The following is a 22,255-nucleotide window of genomic DNA, read 5'->3' as shown; positions in this document are numbered from 1 at the left end:
ACTTATCGAACGCGTTTGAAATGAGATTAAAATGACTTTTTTAAAAGTCAGTATCTTCTTCAGGGATTTCATCCTTTTTATCACCGTCTTTTTTATCCGATTTATCGACACAATTAATATTAATGGATAAATTTTCTGGTTTTTCGAAATCTGCTTGACTAATTTTTAAGGTTTTATCTGCATAACATTTTTGCATAAACAAAGCCCAAGAAGGTAAAGACATTGTTGCTCCTTGTCCTTTAGAAATTCCTGCAAAATGTGTAGATCTGTCTTCACCACCAGTCCAAACTCCTGTTGCTAAATTTGGTACAATACCCATGAACCAACCATCTGACTGGTTTTGCGTTGTACCAGTTTTACCTGCAATTTCATTTGTAAATTTATAAGGGAAACCAGTAACAGCACTTCCGCCAGAACTCCAAGTAGATCGTAAACGAACTCCTGAACCAGATTGTGTAACTCCTTTTAATAAATCTAAAATTACATAGGCAGATTCCTCGTTTAAAACCTCTTTTGTTTCTGGAGTAAATTCTTCTAAAACTGTTCCGTTTTTATCTTCTATTCTTGTAAGAATCATTGGGTTTACACGCAAACCTTTATTTGCAAAAGTAGCATATGCACCTACCATTTCTAATAATGATAAATCTACTGCACCCAATGCTATTGAAGGGTTTGCCTGAATTTCGCTTTCTATACCTGCAGCTTTTGCTAAACGAACTACATTTTCTGGAGTTACTTTATCTATTAATCTTGCAGACATTGTATTTACAGAACCAGCTAAACCATCTTTTAAAGTTAACATTCCTCCGTATTTTAAATTCGAATTTTCTGGAGTCCAATCTTCTGGAATTCCATATTTTCCTTTCGGAATTGTATATAACGTATTTGGAAATTCATCACAAGGAGATAATCTTAATTGATTAATAGCTGTTGCATACACAAAAGGTTTAAATGTAGAACCTACTTGACGTTTTTGTTGTTCTACAGCTTCGTATTTAAAATGCTTGTTATTAATACCACCAACCCAAGCTTTAATGTGTCCTGTTTGTGGTTCTATAGAAACCAAACCAGAACGTAAAAAGTATTTATAATATCTTATAGAATCTATTGGCGACATAATTGTGTCTATATCTCCTTTCCAAGAAAATACTTTCATTTCTGTTTTTTTATTGAAAACTTCATTAATGTATTTTGAAGATTTTCCTGCAATTTTAAGACGTTTATATCTTTCTGAATTTTTCTTGGCACGATCTAAAATTCCATCAATATCACTTTTTTCAATATCATAAAAAGGAGCTGTTTTATTTCTCTTTTGTTCTTTAAAAAAGTGTGATTGTAAATTTGCCATGTGTTCTTTTACAGCTTCTTCTGCATATTGTTGCATTCTAGAATCTATAGTAACAAATATTTTTAAACCATCTCTAAAAATATCATACTCTTCGCCATTTGGTTTTGGGTGATTTTTAACCCAAGTTCTCATCACTTTTTGTAAATGTCCTCTAAAATAAGTAGCCAAACCAACATCATGACTTTCTGGTGTGTAATTTAAATTTAGGTCTAGGTTTTGTAATGAATCTTTTTCTACTTCTGTTATAAAACCGTTTCTATTTATTTGTTTTAAAACTACATTTCTTCGTTGTTTTACTTTTGCTTCTCTTCTTAATGGATTAAAATAAGAGGAGTTTTTTAGCATACCTACCAACATTGCAGATTCTTCTATAACCAAATCTTTAGGTTCTTTACCAAAATAGATTCTTGCTGCAGAACGGATACCAACTGCTTGGTTTAGAAAATCATATTTATTCAAATACATTGCAATGATTTCTTGCTTTGTATATTGTCTTTCTAATTTTGTAGCAACAACCCATTCTTTCATTTTTTGCCCTATTCTTAAAAAGATATTACTTGAAGCTCTTCCTGTAAATAGCATTTTTGCTAACTGTTGTGTAATTGTACTTGCACCACCACTTCCTGGTTTTAAAACTGCTCTTGCTGTTCCTCTAAAATCGATTCCAGAATGTTCGTAAAAACGTTCATCTTCTGTAGCTACTAAAGCATTTACTAAATTTATAGGTAATTCGTTATAATGAATTGGTGTTCTGTTTTCAGTTGCGTATTTACCAATTGTTTTTCCATCAATAGAAATAACTTCTGTTGCTAAATTTGTTTCTGGGTTTTCTAATTCTTCAAAGGTTGGTAAAGCACCTAACCATCCCCAAGAAGCGAACAAAAATAATAATACTAAAAAACCAAAACCTCCTAAAACAATTCCCCAGAACCATTTTATATATTTACTAAAATTTGTTGTTTTCTTTTTTGTCATTCTTAATTAATTTTTTCTATGCTAAAACCAACATCGCTAATTCCTTCTAAAAAAGGCATTGGATTTACTTCACCATTTTTTCTCATTGCTTGACGCACACTTAAAGTATATTTTCCTGAAACTGGAAATGCCTTTTTTTCTTTATAAAATAACTTATTGTCTTTGATTTCAGTAAATCCGTCACCTAAAAAATTTCCAGAATTATCTGTCATTTCATATTGTAAAGTATCTACAACAATGGTTTCATTCGGGAAATTTAATTCCGTAATTAGATATAAATTGCTAAACTGATACTCGTTATTATTTCTAATATTGATAAATAAATTTTTTGGTGAAATTGTATCTCTTACATCAAACTCAAAAACAATTTTTTTATTGGCTTCCCAAGAAGCATTTTCTATTGCTTTATATTGATTAAATTGTGATTTATCATCACAAGAAATCATCAAAAAAAACACAGCTATTATTATTAAAAAAAAACTATTTTTCTGAATCGTTTCCATTTTTTGGATTGTTGTTATTACGATTTCTATTATTATTTCTTCTTGGTTTGCTAGTCTTTTTTACCTCTCCTTTTGGACCATTTTCATTTGGTTTTGCATTCGGATTAGGCTTTGCTTTTGGGTTTGGTCTAGGCCTAGGTTTTGGCTTACCATTTTCAGCTTTTGGCTGATTTGGTTTTGCGTTAGGGTTTGGTTTTGGCTTCGGTTTTGGCTGCTGTTTATTGTGTTGTTTAGCTACTGGTTTCCTTTTCTGATTTGGGTTTGTCTGCGTTTTATTTGCAACAGCACCAACTGGTTTTTTCTTGTTTTTATTTCTATTATTCTTTCTACGTTTGTTAGTTTTTGGAACATCGAAACGTGTTAAACTATCTTGTCCAACAGCATCTTCGAAATCTACCTTTACTGGTATTTCTACATCAGCTTCATATTCTTCTAACGTTGCAGACTTCTCATTATTTTTATTAAGTTCTACAATTTCTAAAACCTGCTCTAAAGTTAAACGAAACCATTTGAAACGTTCTTCTTTGTATGTGTACCAAAGATGTTGTTTAAAAATATCCATCTTTACAAAAACAGCTTCTCCTTTTTCAGTTTTTAAAACTAAATCTTGTTTAGGAAAGGTTTTTAAAGCGTCTAAATAGGTGTCTAATTCAAAATTTAAACAACACTTTAATTTTCCACATTGTCCTGCTAACTTTAATGGGTTTAAAGATAATTGTTGGTAACGAGCTGCAGATGTAGATACCTTTCTAAAATCTGTTAACCATGTTGAACAACATAATTCTCTACCACAAGAACCAACACCACCTAATCTTGCAGCTTCTTGCCTTGCGCCAACTTGTTTCATTTCTACACGAATAGAAAATGCGCTTGCCAAATCTCTAATTAATTGTCTAAAATCTACGCGAGATTCTGCTGTATAATAGAAAGTTGCTTTGTTTCCATCTCCTTGATATTCTACATCTGAAAGTTTCATTTGCAGACCTAAACGTCCTAAAATTTCTCTTCCTCTTCTTTGTGTTTCTTCTTCTTTACCTCTTGCTTGTTGCCAAATATCTATATCTCTTTGACTCGCTTTCCTGTAGATTTTCTTAACATCTTCGTGATCTTCAGTAATTTTGCGCTTTTTCATTTGCACTTTCACCAATTCTCCTGCCAAAGAAACGGTTCCAATATCATGTCCTGGAGAACCTTCTACAGCAACAATATCTCCCATAGTTATGGGTAAATTATCTGGATTTTTATAAAAATGTTTTCTTCCGTTTTTAAAACGTACTTCGAAAATATTAAATCTTTCTTGTCCACTTGGCAACGTCATATTAGACAACCAGTCGAAAACGGCTAATTTATTACTACCACTTCCACAGGTTCCAGAACCACAATTACCATTACTCTTACATCCTTTTGGTACGCCATTTTCTGTTGTACCACAACTTCCACATGCCATGTAATTTTATATTTTTAGAAAAGCTCTAAGCTTTTTACTGTTCATAATTTTGATTATCAGATGGGTATATAAATACAATCTCATCTTCACTAATCTGTAAATATACGCATTCTCGAAGAATGATAAAACAGCTAAATAAAAGTTATTAAAATTGTCTTTTGTTGCTTAATTATATAGCAAAAGTAGTTTGGAAATTTAATTAAATATTATGCTTTTTAGAATTTGCGCTAATTGATTTAGAATTCGTTTATTTTATTTAAGACAAAAAAAAGACCTCAATTTTTGAGGTCTTTTAATTTGTATTTATTGTTGAATTACTTCTTAAACTTTAAAACTTCGCTTCTACCTTTTTTGAAAATTTTGTTGCTATTTCCTTTTCCTTTACGAAGCTCTTTTTGCTCTTCAAAAGACAATTGAATTATTTCTTGGCAGTCTGTAGAACACGTATTTTCCATGGCTTCTGAACATTCGTCACACTGTATAAATAATAAGTGACAAGCCTCGTTTGCGCAATTTGTATGCGTGTTACAAGGTTTTCCACATTGGTGACAATTAGAAACTACATCGTCTGTAATTTTTTCTGCTCTTCTATGATCGAAAACAAAATTTTTACCAATGAATTTATTTTCTATTCCTTCGTCTTTTACTTGACGTGTGTATTCTATAATTCCGCCTTCTAATTGAAAAACGTTCTTAAAACCTTTGTGTTTGTAGTATGCTGATGCTTTTTCACAACGAATTCCGCCAGTACAATACATCAATAAATTTTTGTTTTCTTTATTGTCTTTTAAATCTTCTTCGATAATATCTAAAGAATCTCTAAAAGTATCTACGTCTGGGGTTATGGCGCCAGAAAAATGACCAATTTCACTCTCATAATGGTTTCGCATATCTACACAAACTGTGTCAGGATTTGCCAACATTTCGTTGAACTCCTTTGCATTTAAATGTACACCTTTGTTGGTAACATCAAACGTTTCGTCGTTTAAACCATCTGCAACAATTTTGTTTCTAACTTTTACTTTTAGTTTTAAAAACGACTTGTTGTCTTGCTCAACAGCAATATTTAAACGAATATCTTTTAGAAAAGAAATGCTGTCTAATTGGTCTTTTAAAGCGTACAAATTTTCTGATGGAACAGATAATTGCGCATTTATACCTTCGTAAGAAACATAAATTCTACCTAAAACGTCTAAAGCGTTCCATTCTAAAAATAATTTGTCTCTAAATAATTGTGGATTTTCTATCTTATGATATTGATAAAAAGAGATTGTGAGGCGGTCTTTACCAGCTTCATCAATTAATGCAGCGCGTTCTGCAGCGCTTAACTTATTGTACAGTTGCATGCTATACTTTTTTAGTTAATGATTGATTTTATTGGTGCAAATCTACTAATTTTAGATGAAATTACATCAATTCAAGGAAGAATGATGAAGCTATTTATATATAAGAAAAGAGATTACTTTGTTACTAGCAAAAATGTTAGCAAACTGGTTTAGCCCAGATTGAACGGTTTGTTTGAGCTCTTTTTTGCTTTTTCTGCAAAAAAAGCGAGTAGTGAAAGCTGGAAATGGCTTCAAAAAATAATTTTATATCAATTTGTTGAAAATTAAACATCAGGAAAATAGTTGCTATATTTTTAAACTTTAATTGATTTATAACGTTTTATGTAATTTAGTTCATCCTTTTTTTTAGGATATTTGCAGCACGAAAAATAAATTAAATTTTAGGCAATGAAAATAGCTGTTGTTGGTGCAACTGGAATGGTGGGCACAGTAATGTTGAAAGTTTTAGAAGAACGTAATTTACCAATTACGGAATTAATTCCTGTAGCTTCTGCAAGATCTGCTGGAAAAAAATTAGCGTACAAAGGAAACGATTATACTGTTGTTACTTTAGAAGATGCATTAAAAATGAAGCCAGATTTAGCATTGTTTTCTGCTGGAGGAGACACTTCTTTAGAATGGGCACCTAAATTTGCGGAAGTTGGTACAACTGTTATCGACAATTCTTCTGCTTGGAGAATGGACCCAACTAAAAAGTTGGTGGTTCCTGAAATTAATGGTGATGTTTTAACTGCGGATGATAAAATTATTGCGAATCCTAATTGTTCTACAATTCAATTAGTGGCAGCTTTATCTCCTTTGCATTTAAAGTATAAAATGAAACGTGTGGTTATTTCTACATATCAATCTGTTTCTGGTACTGGTGTAAAAGCAGTGCAGCAATTAGATAATGAAGAAGCTGGAATTGATGGAGAAATGGCATATCCTCATAAAATTGGTAGAAATGCATTGCCTCATTGTGACGTTTTTTTAGAAAACGGATACACAAAAGAGGAAATGAAATTGGTAAAAGAACCAAAGAAAATTTTACGTGACGATTCTTTTTCTGTGACTGCAACTGCTGTTAGAATTCCTACTGCTGGAGGGCATTCTGAAGCTGTAAATGTTCAGTTTCATAATGATTTCGATTTAGATGAAGTTCGTAAAATTTTATCTGAAACAGAAGGTGTTATTGTGCAAGACGATTTAGCGAACAACGTGTATCCTATGCCAATTAATGCACATAATAAAGATGAAGTTTTTGTTGGTAGAATTAGAAGAGACGAATCTCAAGAAAATACCTTAAATTTGTGGATTGTTGCAGATAACTTAAGAAAAGGTGCTGCCACAAACACAGTTCAAATAGCCGAATATTTGGTAGCAAATAATTTGGTGTAAAATAGATACATTTTTAATGGCAACATTTCACAAAGTAAACATACAAGAAGTAATAAGAGAGACCGCAGATGCGGTTTCTCTTTTATTTACAATACCAGGAAATTTAAAATCTAAATTTGCTTTTCATTCTGGGCAATATTTAACACTTAAAAAAACAATTAACGGTAAAGAAGTTAGAAGAGCATATTCTATCTGTTCTTCGCCAACCGATTCTTATTTAAAAGTTGCCGTTAAAGCTGTAGAAAATGGTACTTTTTCTACCTATGCAACATCAGAATTAAAAGCTGGTAATTTTATAGAAATTTCTGAACCAGAAGGGAAGTTTATATTAGAGCCAAAACCTAATAAAAATTATATAGCTTTTGCTGCAGGTTCTGGAATTACACCAATTCTATCCATGATTAAAGATGTTTTAAGTAACGAAACTTCGTCTACTTTTACATTAATTTACGGAAACAAAACTGCTGCCGATACTATTTTTAAAAGTGAATTAGATACTTTAAAGGAAGCAAATCCAGAACGTTTTAACCTACACTATATCTGTAGTAGAGAGCAACAAGAAGGTGCTTTATTTGGTAGAATAGACAAGGCACACACTAATTATTATATTAATAATAGTTACAAGAACATAACTTTTGATGCTGCTTATTTATGTGGACCAGAAGAAATGATTAATGAAGTTTCTACAACATTAATTGAACGTGGTTTTGCTAAAGAAAATATTCATTTTGAGTTATTTACAGTCTCTGTTGATGAAGATGCTGTTTCTGAAATTAAAGAAGGACAAACAGAAATTACTGTTCTTTTAGATGATGAAGAAACTACGTTTACAATGCAACAAACAGATGATATTTTAGCTGCAAGTTTACGTAACAATTTAGACGCGCCATACTCTTGCCAAGGTGGAGTTTGTAGCTCTTGTATGTGTAAAGTTACTGAAGGAAAAGCTGTAATGGTTAAAAACTCTATTTTAACAGATGGTGAAATTGAAGATGGATTAATTTTGGCTTGCCAAGCATATCCAACTACATCTAAAATTACAATAGACTTTGATGATGTTTAAATTTCCGTATTTTTGTTAAATATGGATTTTTACGACTTTAAAAATGCTTTTTTTATTGGTTTCTTCATGGCTTTTATGATAGGACCTGTTTTTTTTATGCTGATTCAAACCAGTATTTTAAAAGGTGCAAGAGCGGCTATTGCTTTTGATATTGGTGTTATTCTTGGAGATGTTTCTTTTATCTTAATAGCTTATTATGGTAGTAGGTCTTTATTAGAGAAAATTAAAGATGATCCTCGTTTATTTTTTATTGGAGGTTTGGTTTTAATTATTTATGGATTAATTACTTATCTTGATAAATCTAACAAAAAAGAAGCACTTGAAACTTCTAAAATGGTAGAAGTTCCTATTAAAAACAACTATCTAAAATTATTTATAAAAGGGTATTTCTTAAACTTTATAAATATTGGTGTTTTGGCCTTTTGGTTAGGAACAGTTTTGGTTATTGGACCTACTTTGGACATGAACCAAAATGCTATTTTCTCTTATTTCGGTGTTATCTTAATTGGTTATTTTGTAACAGATATTGGTAAAATTCTATTAGCTAAACAACTAAAAAGCAAAATGACTCCTTTAGTTGTTTACAAAGTGAAAAAAGTTATGGGAATACTTTTAATAATTTTTGGCTTTTTATTAATGTTAAAAGGCTTTATACCAAATGAAAGAATTGACGAGTTTATTCATTAAAAAAGTGCGGTTTAAATATTTTTAATAAAAAACCTGTTTAAATATAAAAAATACTGAAAGGCATGAAACTACTGCTGAAGTAACAAAAACCCATTTTTTCTTATCAAATTTAGGGATTTTCTTAAGCAAGGTTGTTACTGTTAACAAACCTAAAACTGTTATTAATACTGAAGCACCAACTCCTAAAGTTGCTTCAAGTATTGGAAAAAATTCACTTTCATATCTTTTAATGTTTAAAATTACATCAACAGAAGAACCCAATCCATTAAAGAAGCCAAATAAAATAGTGAACGACAACACATATTTTTCTTTACTTTTTAAAATGTTTTTAAATGATAAAAAAGTAAAAAAAGCTAATGAAAGAATAATGGCAGGAATCAAAAATTTAATGATTTCTATCTTTGGAATAAAGTTACCATAAGCAACTAACATTATTGCAGAAAAGTAGCTTAAAACAAGTGATGTAACCAATAACAGTAACTTTTTCCATTGTTTAAAACTAAAAACAACAGCTAAAAGAATTAAAAACAGTATATAATTATATATTGAATGTTTTAAAACATGCTTTCCACCTATTTTTAAAAAAGAAACAAACGAGCTAAAAGAGAGTATTATCGTTTTTTTTTCTCACCAAAAATATTATTGTCTTGGTTAATATCCGCCATTAATCCGCTTTTATCAATCTCTACAGATTTAACTGTTTTAGATGCTGTAAAAGTATATGTTGGCATTGCCCAACCCCAATCTTCTATAACTGTAGCAGATGTTGGTTTGTTGTCTCTCATCATTCTTAACGGAATATTGAAACTTTCTATAGAACCATCTGTGTACACAACTTCTAGATCTATTGGCATTGGCATTTTTCCTATTCTTTCTAAAGTAATTGTTTTTCCATCTACAGATTTTACTCCATAATCTATAGTGTGAATTGTTTGTGTCCATTCATTTAAATACCAGTCTAAATGAATTCCAGAAATTATTTCCATAGAACGCTTAATATCATTTGGCGTTGGATGCTTAAAGCTAAAATCTGTAAAGTATTTTTTAAGTCCTTTTGCAACGTTTTCTGCTCCTATTATATATTCTAATTGAGATAAAAAGATATTTCCTTTAGAGTAACTTGCAGTACCGTAAGCGCCATTTGTATTGTATCTATCTGCATGTGTTGTTAAAGGTTCTTCGCTATTAAAAGCTACAATTCTATAGTAACTTCTGTAAGAACCTGCATGAGGATTTTCTTTCCCTTCGTTTAAAATTTCATTTTCTGCTTTGTTAGAAATATAAGATGTAAAACCTTCATCCATCCAAGGATGTAAACTTTCATTTGACGCTAATAAAAACTGAAACCAAGTGTGTGCCATTTCATGAGCTGTAACTCCAAAAAGGCTTCCGAATTTACGTTTACCAGTAATTAAAGTAGACATTGCATATTCCATACCACCATCTCCACCTTGTATTACAGAGTATTGCTTGTATGGATAATCGCCAATTTGTTCAGAAAAATACGCCATTAATTCTGCAGTTTTTGGCTGTAATTCTTTCCAGTTTTTAAGATACTCTGCTTCTAAATCTTTTTTGTAAAAGAAGTGTAAATCGATTCCGTTTACCATTTTAAAAACATCGTGATTATAATTTGGGTCTGCTGCCCACATAAAATCGTGCACATTTGGTGCTTTAAAATGCCATGTTAATTTATCTGTATTAGGTATATTTAAAGGTTTGGTTTTGTCTTCATAACCATGACCTATTTCTTGTGGATTCTGCAAGTATCCTGTTCCGCCAACTACATAGCTTTTATCAATAGTTAATTTTACATCAAAATCTCCCCAAACGCCGTGAAATTCACGAGCAATATAAGGTGGTGTGTGCCAACCTTGAAAATCGTATTCTGCCATTTTTGGGTACCATTGAGACATTGATAAAGCAACACCTTCTTTACTATCTCTTCCAGAACGTCTAACTTGTAGAGGAACTTGAGCATCAAAAATCATATCGAAAGTAACACTTTCACCAGATTTTATTGGTTTGTTTAAAGTAACTTCTAAAATAGTTCCTACTGTTTCAAAATTTACAGCTGCACCATCTTGTTTTAATGAATTTACTTTTATGTAACCTATTTCATCTGGTTGTAATTTGCTTATTCTATCTCTTACCCTGCTATCTGGATCTTTAATATTTAAAGATCTTTCATCCATTTGAGAACCTGGCTGAAATGCATTAAAATATAAGTGATAAAACACCTTATTTAAGTCTTCTGGCGAATTATTGGTGTATACTAATTTCTGATTTCCTTTATATTGATGATTCTTTGCGTCCATATCAATATCCATTGTATAATCTACTCTTTGTTGCCAATAAGAGTTATTTGCAGAAGATGTACCAGAATAATTATAGGTAACTTTTTTTGTTTCTGCACAAGACATTAGAAGTAATACTGATAATCCAAAAGAGAGTAATTTTTTCATCTTATATTAATTGAATTTTATTTGAATGATGAAATATACATCATTTTTATGAATTTATTTTTTAACTTTTGCAATACTATCTGCCATTTGCAATGCGAAATAAGCATTTACAATTCTACCGGAAACTGATAGTTCTGAAAATGGTATTTTTTCTGATTGAGTTCCAGGTTTTATAACATCAAAATTTATTTTGACTCCAGAATTCATTAAAATATGTTTTACCTGACTTGCAGATAATTTCGGATAATATGAGCGTATTAAAGCTGCAACTCCTGCTACTGAAGGTGCTGCCATAGATGTACCACTAATAGCCTCATATTCATCTTTAGGAACTGTTGAGTAAATATCTACTCCAGGAGCAAAAACATCTACATTAATTTTTCCGTAATTAGAAAAACTTGCTGGTAGTTGTTCGTTATAATGCAAACTAGATGCGCCTATAGTAATAACATTGTCTGTAAATTCTGTGATTAAATCTTTAGAATCATTTGGATATGATTTTCTAACATCAATGTTTTTTCCATCATTTCCTGCTGCGTTTACAATTAAAACATCGTTTTTTTCTGCATATTTTAGAGCGTCATAAACCCATTCTTTGTTTGGAGAAAATCGTTTTCCAAAACTTGTATTGATGATTTTTGCGCCATTATCTACAGCATATCTTATTCCTAGAGCAACGTCTTTATCATGTTCATCTCCATCTGGAACGATTCTAACTGTCATGATTTTTACATGGTTTGCAACGCCATTAACACCTTTATTATTATTTCTAGAAGCTGCAACAATTCCTGCAACATGCGTTCCATGCATTTCTAAATCTTTAGATCCAATAACATTATTATTTCCATAATATTTGTCGTTAATATCATATAAATCATCTCCCATAGACTGGCGAGAATCAAAATCTAAATCATATCCTTTTATGGCTTTTTCTATATTTTCCTTATAGTCTTTAACTTCTTTTTTATACTCAATTAAAGTTTTTTCTGTCATTCCATTACCTAAAACACTGGCAATGTCAGCAATTTGAGTTGCAATTTTTATACTTGTTGGCCACAAACCTTTTACATCTTCGCTTGTTAAATTTTCTTTTCCTGTAAACTTTTTTACAGCAGCAAAATTTTCTTCAATTTCTAAAACTCTTTCATAAGTTTCAGAAACGCTTTCTATTTCTTTCTTTTTCTCTTCTATGGTATTAAAATACTCTTCTCTTAATTTTAAATACTCTTGATATTCAACCTTATTAGATTCTGCGATTTCAGAAGCTTTTTTACTTCCGAATTTATCTTGTCCTTTTTTTACAAGTCTTGTAATTTCTAATTGGTCTGCGTTTACTATTCTACCGTCTTTACTTCCTAAGAAATTCCAACCATGAATATCATCTACATAACCATTATTGTCATCATCTTTATTGTTTCCAGCAATTTCTTTTAAATTGGTCCAAGCAACATCTTTTAAATCTTCATGCTCTATATCTACACCAGAATCTGCAATTGCAACAATAACCTCTACACCTTTTTTACCATCTAAAAACTGATATGCTTTGGCAACACTCATCCCTGCAATAGAATCTTTTTCTATATCTGCATGACTCCATCTGTTCATTTCATCTTCAGATAATTCTCCTTTTTTAGCAGGAATATTTATAATCTTTTCTGAATATTTTGGAGTTAAAACTACTGTTGACGTTGATTTACAACTTGTAAATACAGCTGCAATAGTTGCAGTAAATAAAATTGATTTTAAAATCTTCATTCTTCTCTTTCTAATTAAAAATCTCCAAAAAATTGTGTGTGTTTTTTAACCTTACTCCTTTTTCTGTATGCTCTACAGTACAAAGTTCATTATACGCATCATGTTCTAAAAAAAGGTAATAATTATTATCTGCAGCTTCATTTAAAAAAGCTGCTTTTTCTTTAATTGTAAGTAATGGTCTTGTATCATAACCCATAACATAAGGCAAAGGAATATGCCCAACTGTTGGCAATAAATCTGCCATAAAAACAATGGTTTTGTCTTGATATTTAATTTTAGGCAACATCTGTTTTTCTGTGTGACCGTCCATAAATAAAACATCGAAACCAATTTGATCTTTGGCATTTCTGTGAATAAAATTTAATTGTCCACTTTCTTTAATAGGATTTATGTTTTCTTTTAAAAACGATGCTTTTTCTCTTGGATTTGGCTCTGTTGCCCATTTCCAATGATTGTCATTAGACCAAAATTTTGCGTTTTTAAAAGCGGGTTGTAGTAAAGTTTTTTGTGAATTCCATTCAATAACTCCTCCACAATGATCGAAATGTAAGTGTGTTAAAAACACATCTGTAACATCATCTCTGTGAAAACCTTGCTTTTTAAGTGAAGCATCCAAAGAGAAATCTCCAAATAAATAGTAGTACCCAAAAAACTTATCTGATTGTTTAGAACCTAAACCTGTATCAATTAAAATTAGTCGATTTCCATCTTCAATAAGCATGCAACGCATACTCATATCAATTAAATTGTTGGAATCTGCAGGGTTTGTTCTTTGCCAAATAGTTTTAGGAACAACGCCAAACATTGCACCACCATCTAACTTAAAATTTCCTGTTTCTATTGGATATATCTTCATTCTAAAAAATTAAAATCATTAAAAATTATTCATAAAAATAATCATTTAATGACTTAAAATGTAATAGTGCCCAAAATTGAGCACCATAGAATACAAAGATGTAGAAAAATATATAATTTATTGTTAAGAAAAATCTAATTATAAAATTTTCTTATGAAGTATAACTTGGGTTATTTGAACCTTTAGAAACTTTAATTTTACTTAAAAATTTAGTGAATTTTAAAATTGCATAAACGGCTATTGCTAAACCTAAAATAACAAAAACTATTTCGTTTTCGAAAACTGATTGAGCTGTTGCTACGTTGTCTGGTGGTAAAATTTGTAAAAACATAATTTCTAGTATTATCGATTGGTGAGTCAAAAGTACAATGGAACTTCAGTTTTTAAATTGATTTTTCGATAAAAGGCATGCTTATTTCGTTGAAATGCAACATACTAACTTTAAACTATTTATTCTTTTATGATTATTTCTTGCCTTATTTCATTTCCAAAATTATCTGTAACAGAAATAGTGTAATCTCCTATTTTAGAATCAATTGCAACATTATGGATTTCTTTTGTAGCAATAATAAATTCATTATTAACATACCAAAATAAAGTTGCTTCTTGGTTTGAATGTGCTACTTTTAAAATCAGTTCATTCTTTTTTCCATCGAAGTTTTTAGGTAAAAAAATGGTGCTTTTTTCAGTAGGATATATAAATTTCATCGCATTTTTAATTTCACCCAAACAATCTTCTCTAAACTTTGGTAAAGACTTATAAAATGGATTTTTATCCTTGTAATAATATTCCATTAACGGAGGTAAAACAAACCAAGATTTTTGTTTGATGCTGCCTAAATTCTCACAAGAGGTATTTACTTGATAATTTTCTGAAGCATCTACATTTACTAAAATATGATAAGGACAAGGCTTTGTTTTTAAACCAGCATTTTGTATAAATTCTAGCTTTGTGTCTTCACAAATTTCAGTAGCTCTGTAACCACTTTTAGCGCAAATTTCTATTTCGTGCATTTCATCAAAAGGTTTGTCAAACCATTCTGAATTGGGTAATTTATCAAAAATATCAAACAAAATTGGCGCAGCAGTTTGTACACCAACCAAACCTGGTCTTCCTTCTCCATCTGCATTTCCTACCCAAACACCAACTACAAAATCTTTGGTTGTGCCAATTGCCCAAGCATCTCTAAAACCAAAACTTGTTCCGGTTTTCCAAGCTATTTGTTTGGAAGAATCAAAGAATTCCCAGTTTTCTTCGGAATTTGGTCTGTTTACATCTTTTAAACTTTCGAAAGTTAAGTAAATAGAAGCTGCATCAAAAATTATTTTTTCAGCTATTTTTTCTCCAAAATTCATCTTTTCATCAGCAAAAAAAGTTGGTTCTGTAAATTCATTTTTAAAATATCTGCTGGAGTTTTCTGTATAATGATTTACTGTGGAAGCCAACGAAGCGTAACTTTTACATAAATCCCACAAGTTACTTTCTGCGCCACCCAAAGCCAATGTTAATCCGTAATAATTAGGATTATTTCTTAAATCTTTTAATTGTAATTTTTGCAAATAATGATGAAATTTCTCTAAACCAAAACTTTGCAACAATCTTACAGTTGGCACATTTAAAGATTTAGACAAAGCTAATTTTGCTGAAATAGCGCCAGCATATTTCTTATCAAAATTTTCTGGTTTGTAACTCCCGAAATTTGTAGGAATATCTGCCACTAAAGTATTTGGCAACAAATCTCCAGCATCTAACATTGCTGCATATAAAAAAGGTTTTAAAATGCTTCCTGTACTTCTTGGTTTATCTATTATATCAACATCTTTTTGATGTTTATTATCTGTTGGCGAGTTTCCAACATAACTTAAAACTTGTCTTGTTTTAACGTCTAAAACCAACACAGAAATATTATAAATTCCGTTTTTACTTAAATGATTATAGTGATTTTTTACAATTGTATTTGCTTGATTTTGAATTTTTTTATCAATTGTAGTTTTAACAAATTCACCTTTTTTTTCTTTATTAATTTTCTGTAATAAATGTGGAGCAATTTGTGGAATTGCATATGCTTTTTGAGGTAATTCTTCTAAAATTGATAATTCATACGTTAAAGAATCGATTACTTTTTTTGTAAGTAATTTTTTTAATAACCGGTTTCTTTTTGTCAATAATTTATGTTGATTTTTACCTGGGTAAATCAAGTTTGGCGCATTTGGTAAAACCGCCAAAGTTGCTGCTTCTGCCCAAGATAAATCCGTAGCTTTTCTGTTGAAATAACGCCAAGAACCAGCATCTAAACCCACAACATTTCCACCAAAAGGTGCATTTGAACTCCAAAAAGCAATAATTTTTTCTTTGCTTACCCTAATTTCTAAACGTGTAGCTAAAATAAGTTCTTTTATTTTTTCAAAATAGGTTCTATCTCTATTATTTCTGCTTAATCTAATAACTTGTTGCGTAATTGTACTTCCTCCTCTTTTTACTTTTCCTTCTTGTAAATTCTGTTTTAAAGCTTTTAATATTGAAACAGGATTAAAACCTGGATGTTTATAAAAATGCTCATCTTCAAACTGAATTAAACAGGTTTTAAATTTCTCTGGAACAGAATCATTATGTGGAAAACGCCATTGACCATCTTTTGCAATTAACGCGCCCAACAATTCATTATTATTACTTGTAATTACTGTAGATGTTGGTTTTGTAAACAATTCTTTTGGCAAACAAAAAGCATAGAAAATCAGCAAAACAACAAGAAATATTGTTTTCTTTTTATGACAATTTATGTAATTTACAAATTGCATCAAATTATTTAATTACGTTTATCCAATTCCCTTTTGTTCTTACCAAATAATCATTATCATACATTGCTTCTACCTGAATTCCTGGTAAATAATACGTTCCTAAATATGCTGCATTTAGTAAAACTGTAAATGTTTTTGTTTCTGATGCTTTTCTTCCTTCATTTAGATCAAAATAGAAATTAATTCTATCGTCTCTAATATCTGTGTAACGTGCTTCGCTTTTTGTAGTTGTACCAAAATCTGTAAAACGAGTGTTTACAATTTCCCATCCTGAAGGAAAAATTTGAGCTAATGCAATATCTTTTACTGTTTGATTTTTAGGATTACTAACCGTAATTTTTGCAACAAAATCTTGCCCTTGTTTCAACTGATTTATATTAATTTTATTTCCTTTTAAATCTCTATAATCAACAGAAACACTTAAACCTCTACTTTCTTTAATTTCATCTCCTAAAGGCAACTTTCCTGAATTTATAACTCTTGCAAAAACAATATTATTTTCATCATTTTTTATAATGATGGCATTTGTTCCTTTTTTAACGTTTAAAGTTCTTTGCACCATAGAACTTTCTGTTTTTATGGTTTCAGTTTTTCCTTTATTTATGTAATTTATATTGATGGATTTTCCTCCGTTTTTAATGACCATTTTCCCAATTGATAACAAACTATAAGCTGTAGATTGTGTGCTCATCCATCTTTTGCTTGATAATTCTTTTGCAATAAACTTTGCAGTTTCTTTGGTGTTTTTATGATTGGTAAGTAACATTGTTTCTAAAGCCATTGCTCTGTTTCTGTCTGTAGAACCATAACTATAATAACTGTATTTAGAACTCTTAAAATTCATGTTTGCAGTATTCATAATTTCTATACTTGCTTCTTTTTGCCCCGCTAAAGCATACGCTGCTGCCAAACGCCATTTTGCTTCGTTAGAAATTTGTTTAAATTCTCGCAACCTGTTCATTGCAGATAAATCTGCACTACCAGCCAAAGCCAACGTATACAACCTGTAAGCTTGTGCTAAATCTGTATAATTATTTCTATAATCTGGTCTCCAATTTCTTGCTGCGTTTTTCTGATATCTAACAAAATTACTTTTAAAAGTTAACGGTAAAACAAATCCTTTTTTAGAAGCTTCTAACATAAAATGACCTGCATAACTTGTTCCCCAATCATTGGTGTAATTTTCTCCAATCCAATAACTCAAACCTCCATTTGCTTGCTGAAAATTCCCTAATCTTTTGATTCCTTTTTCTATATTTTTTTGAATTTTGCGTTTTTTATCCGCTGTTAAATCGAAAATGTCATTTAAAAATAATTGTGGAAAAACACTAGAAGTCGTTTGTTCTACACAACCATGTGGATAACGAATTAAATATTCTAATCTGCCAGAAAAATTCATTGGCGGAATTGTAGATAATTCTAAAATTGCTGCGTTTGAACCTTCTATACCAAACGTATTAAAATTGATCGTTTGAGTTTGTTTTCCTTCAATATTCTTATCAATTATTTTGGATGTAATTGGGTTAGGATTTACAACATCTAATTCTACTTTATAAGTTGATTTTTCTCCATTACCAATTGCAATAATTTCAACAGTATTTATGCCATTTGCTTTTAAAACATCCAATTCAAAATACACCATTTTTTCATCTGGTTTTGTAAAATTAATGGATTGAGTTTCGCTTCCAACAACAGAAATTCCGTTGGATGTTTTTACTTTAACAGTAACATTTTTCACTTTTTTACCCATCGCAAAAATGGTAATTGGTAAGGTTACTTTTTCTTTTGGCGATAATTTTCTTGGTAACGTAGCCAATACCATTAAAGGTTTTTTAAATGGTACTGCTTTTTCTGCATTTCCAAAAGCTTCGTTATTTACATCTCCTGCAACCACCATTGTTCTTACAGAACCAATATAATTTGGCAACGTAATTTTGTGTGATTTTGTCGCTCCTTTTTCTAAATAAAACGGACCTAAAAATTGCACTACAGGTTTAAATCTATTTGCTTTTTGGTTTTTACCTTTTGCTGCACTTCCATCTCCACCAATTGCAAAAACCTGATCTATACTTCCTGAATATGCACCAATTACATCATCAAAAATGTCCCAAGTTTTTACACCTAAAGCTTCTCTTGCGTAAAAAACATCAAACGCATTTGGAGTTTTAAATCTTGTTAAATCTAACAAACCTTCTTCTACAACTGCCAAAGTATAAGTCATTGCTTTGTTGTTTTTTTCAGAAACTTTTACCGTGAATTCTTTTTCTGGTTGCAATTCATCTGGCATTGAAATTTGTGGTTCTAATTTGGTCTTTTTATCTTCAACTAAAAGCGGAATTACGCCATACAAACGTAATGGCAAATCGTTTTCTAAAACTTGATGTGGTTGTAATAATGAAATATTTACAAACACATTTGGCGCCATATTTTTGTTGATAGGAATTTCTACAGAAGTGGTTCCTTTTTTAGTTTCTACCCATTTACTTTCTAATACTTTTGTGCCATTTTCTATACTGATTAATGCGCGTCCTTTACTTCCAGAAGGAAATGTAATTTTAGCAGTTTCGCCAACATTATATTTTTCTTTATCTGCAGAAAACATTAACATTTTTGCAGCTTCTTTATCGCCAGAACCAGCATTTTGCCACCAATTTTTATAGAAATAAGCTGTTCTTCCTGTTGCGTGCCCACTTTTTTTATCAATAACTCTAATTAAAAACCTTCCTCTATCTCGTTCTGGAATATTCAAATTGAAGCTTCCTTTTCCTTTTAAATTTGTTGAAACCTTCAACTTTTTGTACGATTTATTGTAACTGCTAGATGTATATCTTGATAAATTATCATCAGAAGAACTCCACCACCAGCGCCATTTTATTTGATACACTTCAACTTCAATTTCATCTCTTTGAACTGGTTTTCCTTTTTCATCTACAGTTGCAATTGAAAAGGTCTGATTCTCATCTGTAAAAAACGAACCATATCTATTTCCTTTTGGCGATTTTAATCCTACAAAAGATTCAAAAGGAGCGTATTTTTTAGTGAAAGCATCCAAAGAAAAATCGCCACCATTTTCAAAAGCTCTTACCAAAAACTGAACGTTTAACATTCCTGGAGCATTTTTTCCAATAGCTAATTTATTGTTGATTTTTGCAATTCCATTTGCATCTAACTTTCCTTCGAAAATGTTTATTTCTTCCGAAGAAAAACTTCTTGAAGGATCTGAAAAAACATATTCTTTATAATTTTTAAAACTGAAATTAGTTGCTGAAACTTTCGCTTTAATTTCTGCTTTTAAGTTTTTTGCAGGCGTGCCATGTAACCATTTTACATCTAAAGTTCCGTTAATTGAATTCTTGCTTGTTAGAATTTCATCATTAAAATCTACTTTAATTTTTAAACGATTTGGTTTTACAGTTTCAACTTTTAAATTCTGATAAAACTTTGCGCCACCAACAGAAATTTTTGCTGTATAATTTCCTGTTTTTGCTTCTTGTGAAGTTGTAACTGTATATTTATAGAAGTTATTTATATTTTCTGAAGTTACTTTTTTAAACACCAATTTTCCACTTGGGTCTGTAACTTCTAATTTTACAGGATGATTTTTTGGCAACTTATTATCTGCATCATTCAACAAAAAAGTTAGGTGAATAGAATCTCCAGGTCGCCAAACTCCACGTTCACCATAAATATATCCTTTTAAGCCTTTTTGAGTTTTACTTCCTGCAACATCAAACTTACTTAAAGACAAAGAATTACCGTCTAACAGTTTAATATAACCAGTATTGTTGTTTTTGTAAACTACTGCAAAAGCAACATTTTTAGAGGTTTCTATGGTTGCAAAACCATCAGAATCTGTTTTGGTTGATAAAATTTCTTGCTGCTGAAAATTGAATAATTTAATACTTGCACCAACTATTGGCTTGGTATTTAAAATATTAGTTACCGCAAAAAAGTACTCATTATTATCTCCTTTTTTAGCAATAATCCCCAAATTTGATGCCAATAAATTATTAGAAATAATTTTATTATTATAATAAGATTCGTGACAAGGATTGTCTCTTTCTCTCCAATTATAATTATAGTTTTTATAACTATACAACTTATTGTCCCAATATAATTTTTCTCTTTCTTCTTGGTCTTCAACTTCACTTAAATCCTCATAATCACTTTCATAATATTCTTCTTCAAAATCATTGCTATTTACTGAAGATGAAGAGACATTTTCGCAGTCATAAATAACCTGATTTTTATTAAAACTCAATTCTATTCTGTAAATAGCTCCAGGTTCTGTCTCTATCATTTTAGCTAAATCTACACTATACGCTTTCCATTTTTGAGTGTTATTTTCTTCATCTTTAATTAATGTAATTGTTTCTTTTGCAACTCTTCTACCAACTCTTTTTATAGCATATTCATTAGAACTGTTAAGATTATTATCTTGCAAAAACTGCAACACATTATCTTCATAAATTTTTATAATTCTTACATCTACTTCTTTTACATTAATTGCTTCGAAATTGAATTTTAAATCATTAGAATTTGGTAAAATTGTTCCGTTAGAAATGGCTCTAATTTGTGGTTTCTTTTGCTCGAAAGTAATGGTTTCTTTAAAGTTTGATTTCAGTTTATAATCTTCAGAATTTTTAATTCCTTCAAAAACAGAAACCAAAATATTTCCTTGAAATTTGTTTTCAGAAAACACTTTTAATTCATTTCCGTTCACAATAAAACGTGGCTTTTTTACATTCTGAATGGTTACCAAACCATCGAAGTTTTGTTGTTTTTTTAATCGATCAGAAAAGTTGATGGAAATATATTGTTCTGTGCTATTGTTCACTTTTAAGCTAACAACCTTAAAATTATTTTTACCAGGAATTAGAAGCTCATTTTCTCCTTCTGATTCTGCATTTATTGGTTTTCCGTTCCAAGAAATTTCTAATTTAGAATCATCTACAAAACGTTGAATGCTGTCAATTTTAAATTCAAAAACTTTTCCTTGTTGAAAAGATTCGTTCCAAACTATATTTTTTTGAGTTCCTTTTTGTGTAGCTTCTATCAGCTTTTTTGCATTATCTAAAGAAATTACATCTGCCGATTTTACAACACCTTCTAAATATTGATATGCTGCAGAATACGATTGTAAATTATTAGTTTGAATATTAAAATTAGGTGCAATTGTTTTAAATTGAAACGTGTAATTTTTAAATTCTTGGGTAGTATTCTTATAAATTTCGTTCAGCTTTACGGTTACAGCATATTCTGTATCTGAATCTAAATTTTCATCAGGAATAAAAACAAAGGCGTGCTTATTAATCGTTTTAATTTTTCCGTTTACAAATGGTTTTACAGAAATAATTTCTGAAGTTACTTCTGTATTTGGTTCCCAACTTTCTACTTCTTTTGCAAGATTTACTTCAATAGTATTGGCTACAGAAACAACACCAGAAGTTGTATAACTAATGTATTCTTTAAATTTGAAGATATTATCTGTCTTAATTTCCTCTTTTTTACAAGAGAAAATTAATAAAAAAATTAGCGCAAATGGAAGTGCCTTTTTGAGTTTCATAAGAAGTACATTTAATTATACAACTCAAAAATAGCATTTTAATTACCTTAAAAATTGATAAATTAGAA

General features: G+C 30.4%; 14 protein-coding genes. 3 read left to right on the top strand and 11 right to left on the bottom strand.

Features of this window, described 5'->3' with window-relative positions; translation table 11 throughout:
* Positions 1 to 40 precede the first annotated feature (40 nt).
* The 4 genes from H9W90_RS13160 to trhO all read right to left on the bottom strand — a co-directional run bounded on the left by H9W90_RS13160 (position 41) and on the right by trhO (position 5,619).
* Positions 41 to 2,323, bottom strand: a complete 2,283-nt coding sequence (locus H9W90_RS13160; RefSeq protein ID WP_187482045.1) for a transglycosylase domain-containing protein — start codon at positions 2,321 to 2,323, stop codon at positions 41 to 43.
* A 2-nt stretch (positions 2,324 to 2,325) separates the two neighbouring features.
* Positions 2,326 to 2,826, bottom strand: a complete 501-nt coding sequence (locus tag H9W90_RS13155; RefSeq protein WP_187482044.1) for a gliding motility lipoprotein GldH — start codon at positions 2,824 to 2,826, stop codon at positions 2,326 to 2,328.
* Complete coding sequence (locus H9W90_RS13150; RefSeq protein WP_187482043.1) at positions 2,804 to 4,273, bottom strand: PSP1 domain-containing protein; 1,470 nt, start codon at positions 4,271 to 4,273, stop codon at positions 2,804 to 2,806. The genes H9W90_RS13155 and H9W90_RS13150 overlap by 23 nt, the downstream gene beginning before the upstream one ends.
* Before the next feature lie 314 nt (positions 4,274 to 4,587).
* Positions 4,588 to 5,619 carry an oxygen-dependent tRNA uridine(34) hydroxylase TrhO gene (gene trhO, locus H9W90_RS13145; protein WP_187482042.1) on the bottom strand — a complete coding sequence of 344 codons (1,032 nt, stop codon included), beginning with the start codon at positions 5,617 to 5,619 and terminating at the stop codon, positions 4,588 to 4,590.
* Between the two features lie 387 nt (positions 5,620 to 6,006).
* Between trhO and H9W90_RS13140 the strand changes: the two genes are divergently transcribed.
* The 3 genes from H9W90_RS13140 to H9W90_RS13130 are packed head-to-tail and all read left to right on the top strand — an operon-like array spanning position 6,007 to position 8,746.
* Positions 6,007 to 6,996, top strand: a complete 990-nt coding sequence (locus H9W90_RS13140; protein WP_187482041.1) for an aspartate-semialdehyde dehydrogenase — start codon at positions 6,007 to 6,009, stop codon at positions 6,994 to 6,996.
* Positions 6,997 to 7,012: 16 nt separating this feature from the next.
* Positions 7,013 to 8,059, top strand: a complete 1,047-nt coding sequence (locus tag H9W90_RS13135; protein ID WP_187482040.1) for a ferredoxin--NADP reductase — start codon at positions 7,013 to 7,015, stop codon at positions 8,057 to 8,059.
* A gap of 21 nt (positions 8,060 to 8,080) precedes the next feature.
* On the top strand, positions 8,081 to 8,746 hold the full coding sequence (locus H9W90_RS13130) for a LysE family translocator (protein WP_187482039.1): 666 nt from the start codon (positions 8,081 to 8,083) through the stop codon (positions 8,744 to 8,746).
* Positions 8,747 to 8,767: 21 nt separating this feature from the next.
* Here the strand turns inward: H9W90_RS13130 and H9W90_RS13125 are convergent, their stop codons facing one another.
* The 7 genes from H9W90_RS13125 to H9W90_RS13095 form a co-directional block, all read right to left on the bottom strand.
* Positions 8,768 to 9,358, bottom strand: coding sequence for a HupE/UreJ family protein (locus tag H9W90_RS13125; protein ID WP_496559607.1), 591 nt, complete (start codon positions 9,356 to 9,358; stop codon positions 8,768 to 8,770).
* Entirely contained in the window at positions 9,358 to 11,211 is a 1,854-nt protein-coding gene (locus tag H9W90_RS13120) for a M1 family metallopeptidase (RefSeq protein WP_187482038.1), read from the bottom strand. Before H9W90_RS13120 ends, H9W90_RS13125 begins: the two co-directional genes overlap by 1 nt.
* A gap of 54 nt (positions 11,212 to 11,265) precedes the next feature.
* Positions 11,266 to 12,966 carry a S8 family peptidase gene (locus tag H9W90_RS13115; protein ID WP_187482037.1) on the bottom strand — a complete coding sequence of 567 codons (1,701 nt, stop codon included), beginning with the start codon at positions 12,964 to 12,966 and terminating at the stop codon, positions 11,266 to 11,268.
* Positions 12,967 to 12,976: 10 nt separating this feature from the next.
* A complete protein-coding gene (locus H9W90_RS13110) occupies positions 12,977 to 13,822 on the bottom strand; it encodes an MBL fold metallo-hydrolase (protein ID WP_187482036.1) in 846 nt (281 codons plus the stop codon).
* A 151-nt stretch (positions 13,823 to 13,973) separates the two neighbouring features.
* A complete protein-coding gene (locus H9W90_RS13105; protein ID WP_187482035.1) occupies positions 13,974 to 14,153 on the bottom strand; it encodes a hypothetical protein in 180 nt (59 codons plus the stop codon).
* 119 nt (positions 14,154 to 14,272) lie between these two features.
* The gene (gene pbpC, locus H9W90_RS13100) at positions 14,273 to 16,621 is read right to left on the bottom strand and encodes a penicillin-binding protein 1C (RefSeq protein ID WP_187482034.1); all 2,349 of its coding nucleotides are present in this window, start codon (positions 16,619 to 16,621) and stop codon (positions 14,273 to 14,275) included.
* Between the two features lie 4 nt (positions 16,622 to 16,625).
* Positions 16,626 to 22,187 carry an alpha-2-macroglobulin family protein gene (locus tag H9W90_RS13095; RefSeq protein ID WP_187482033.1) on the bottom strand — a complete coding sequence of 1,854 codons (5,562 nt, stop codon included), beginning with the start codon at positions 22,185 to 22,187 and terminating at the stop codon, positions 16,626 to 16,628.
* Positions 22,188 to 22,255: the final 68 nt, after the last annotated feature.

The organism is Polaribacter pectinis (assembly GCF_014352875.1).
Classification (GTDB): Bacteria; Bacteroidota; Bacteroidia; order Flavobacteriales; family Flavobacteriaceae; genus Polaribacter; species Polaribacter pectinis.
Note: the sequence above shows the minus strand (reverse complement) of the source record. Positions and strands in the feature narration are given on the sequence as shown.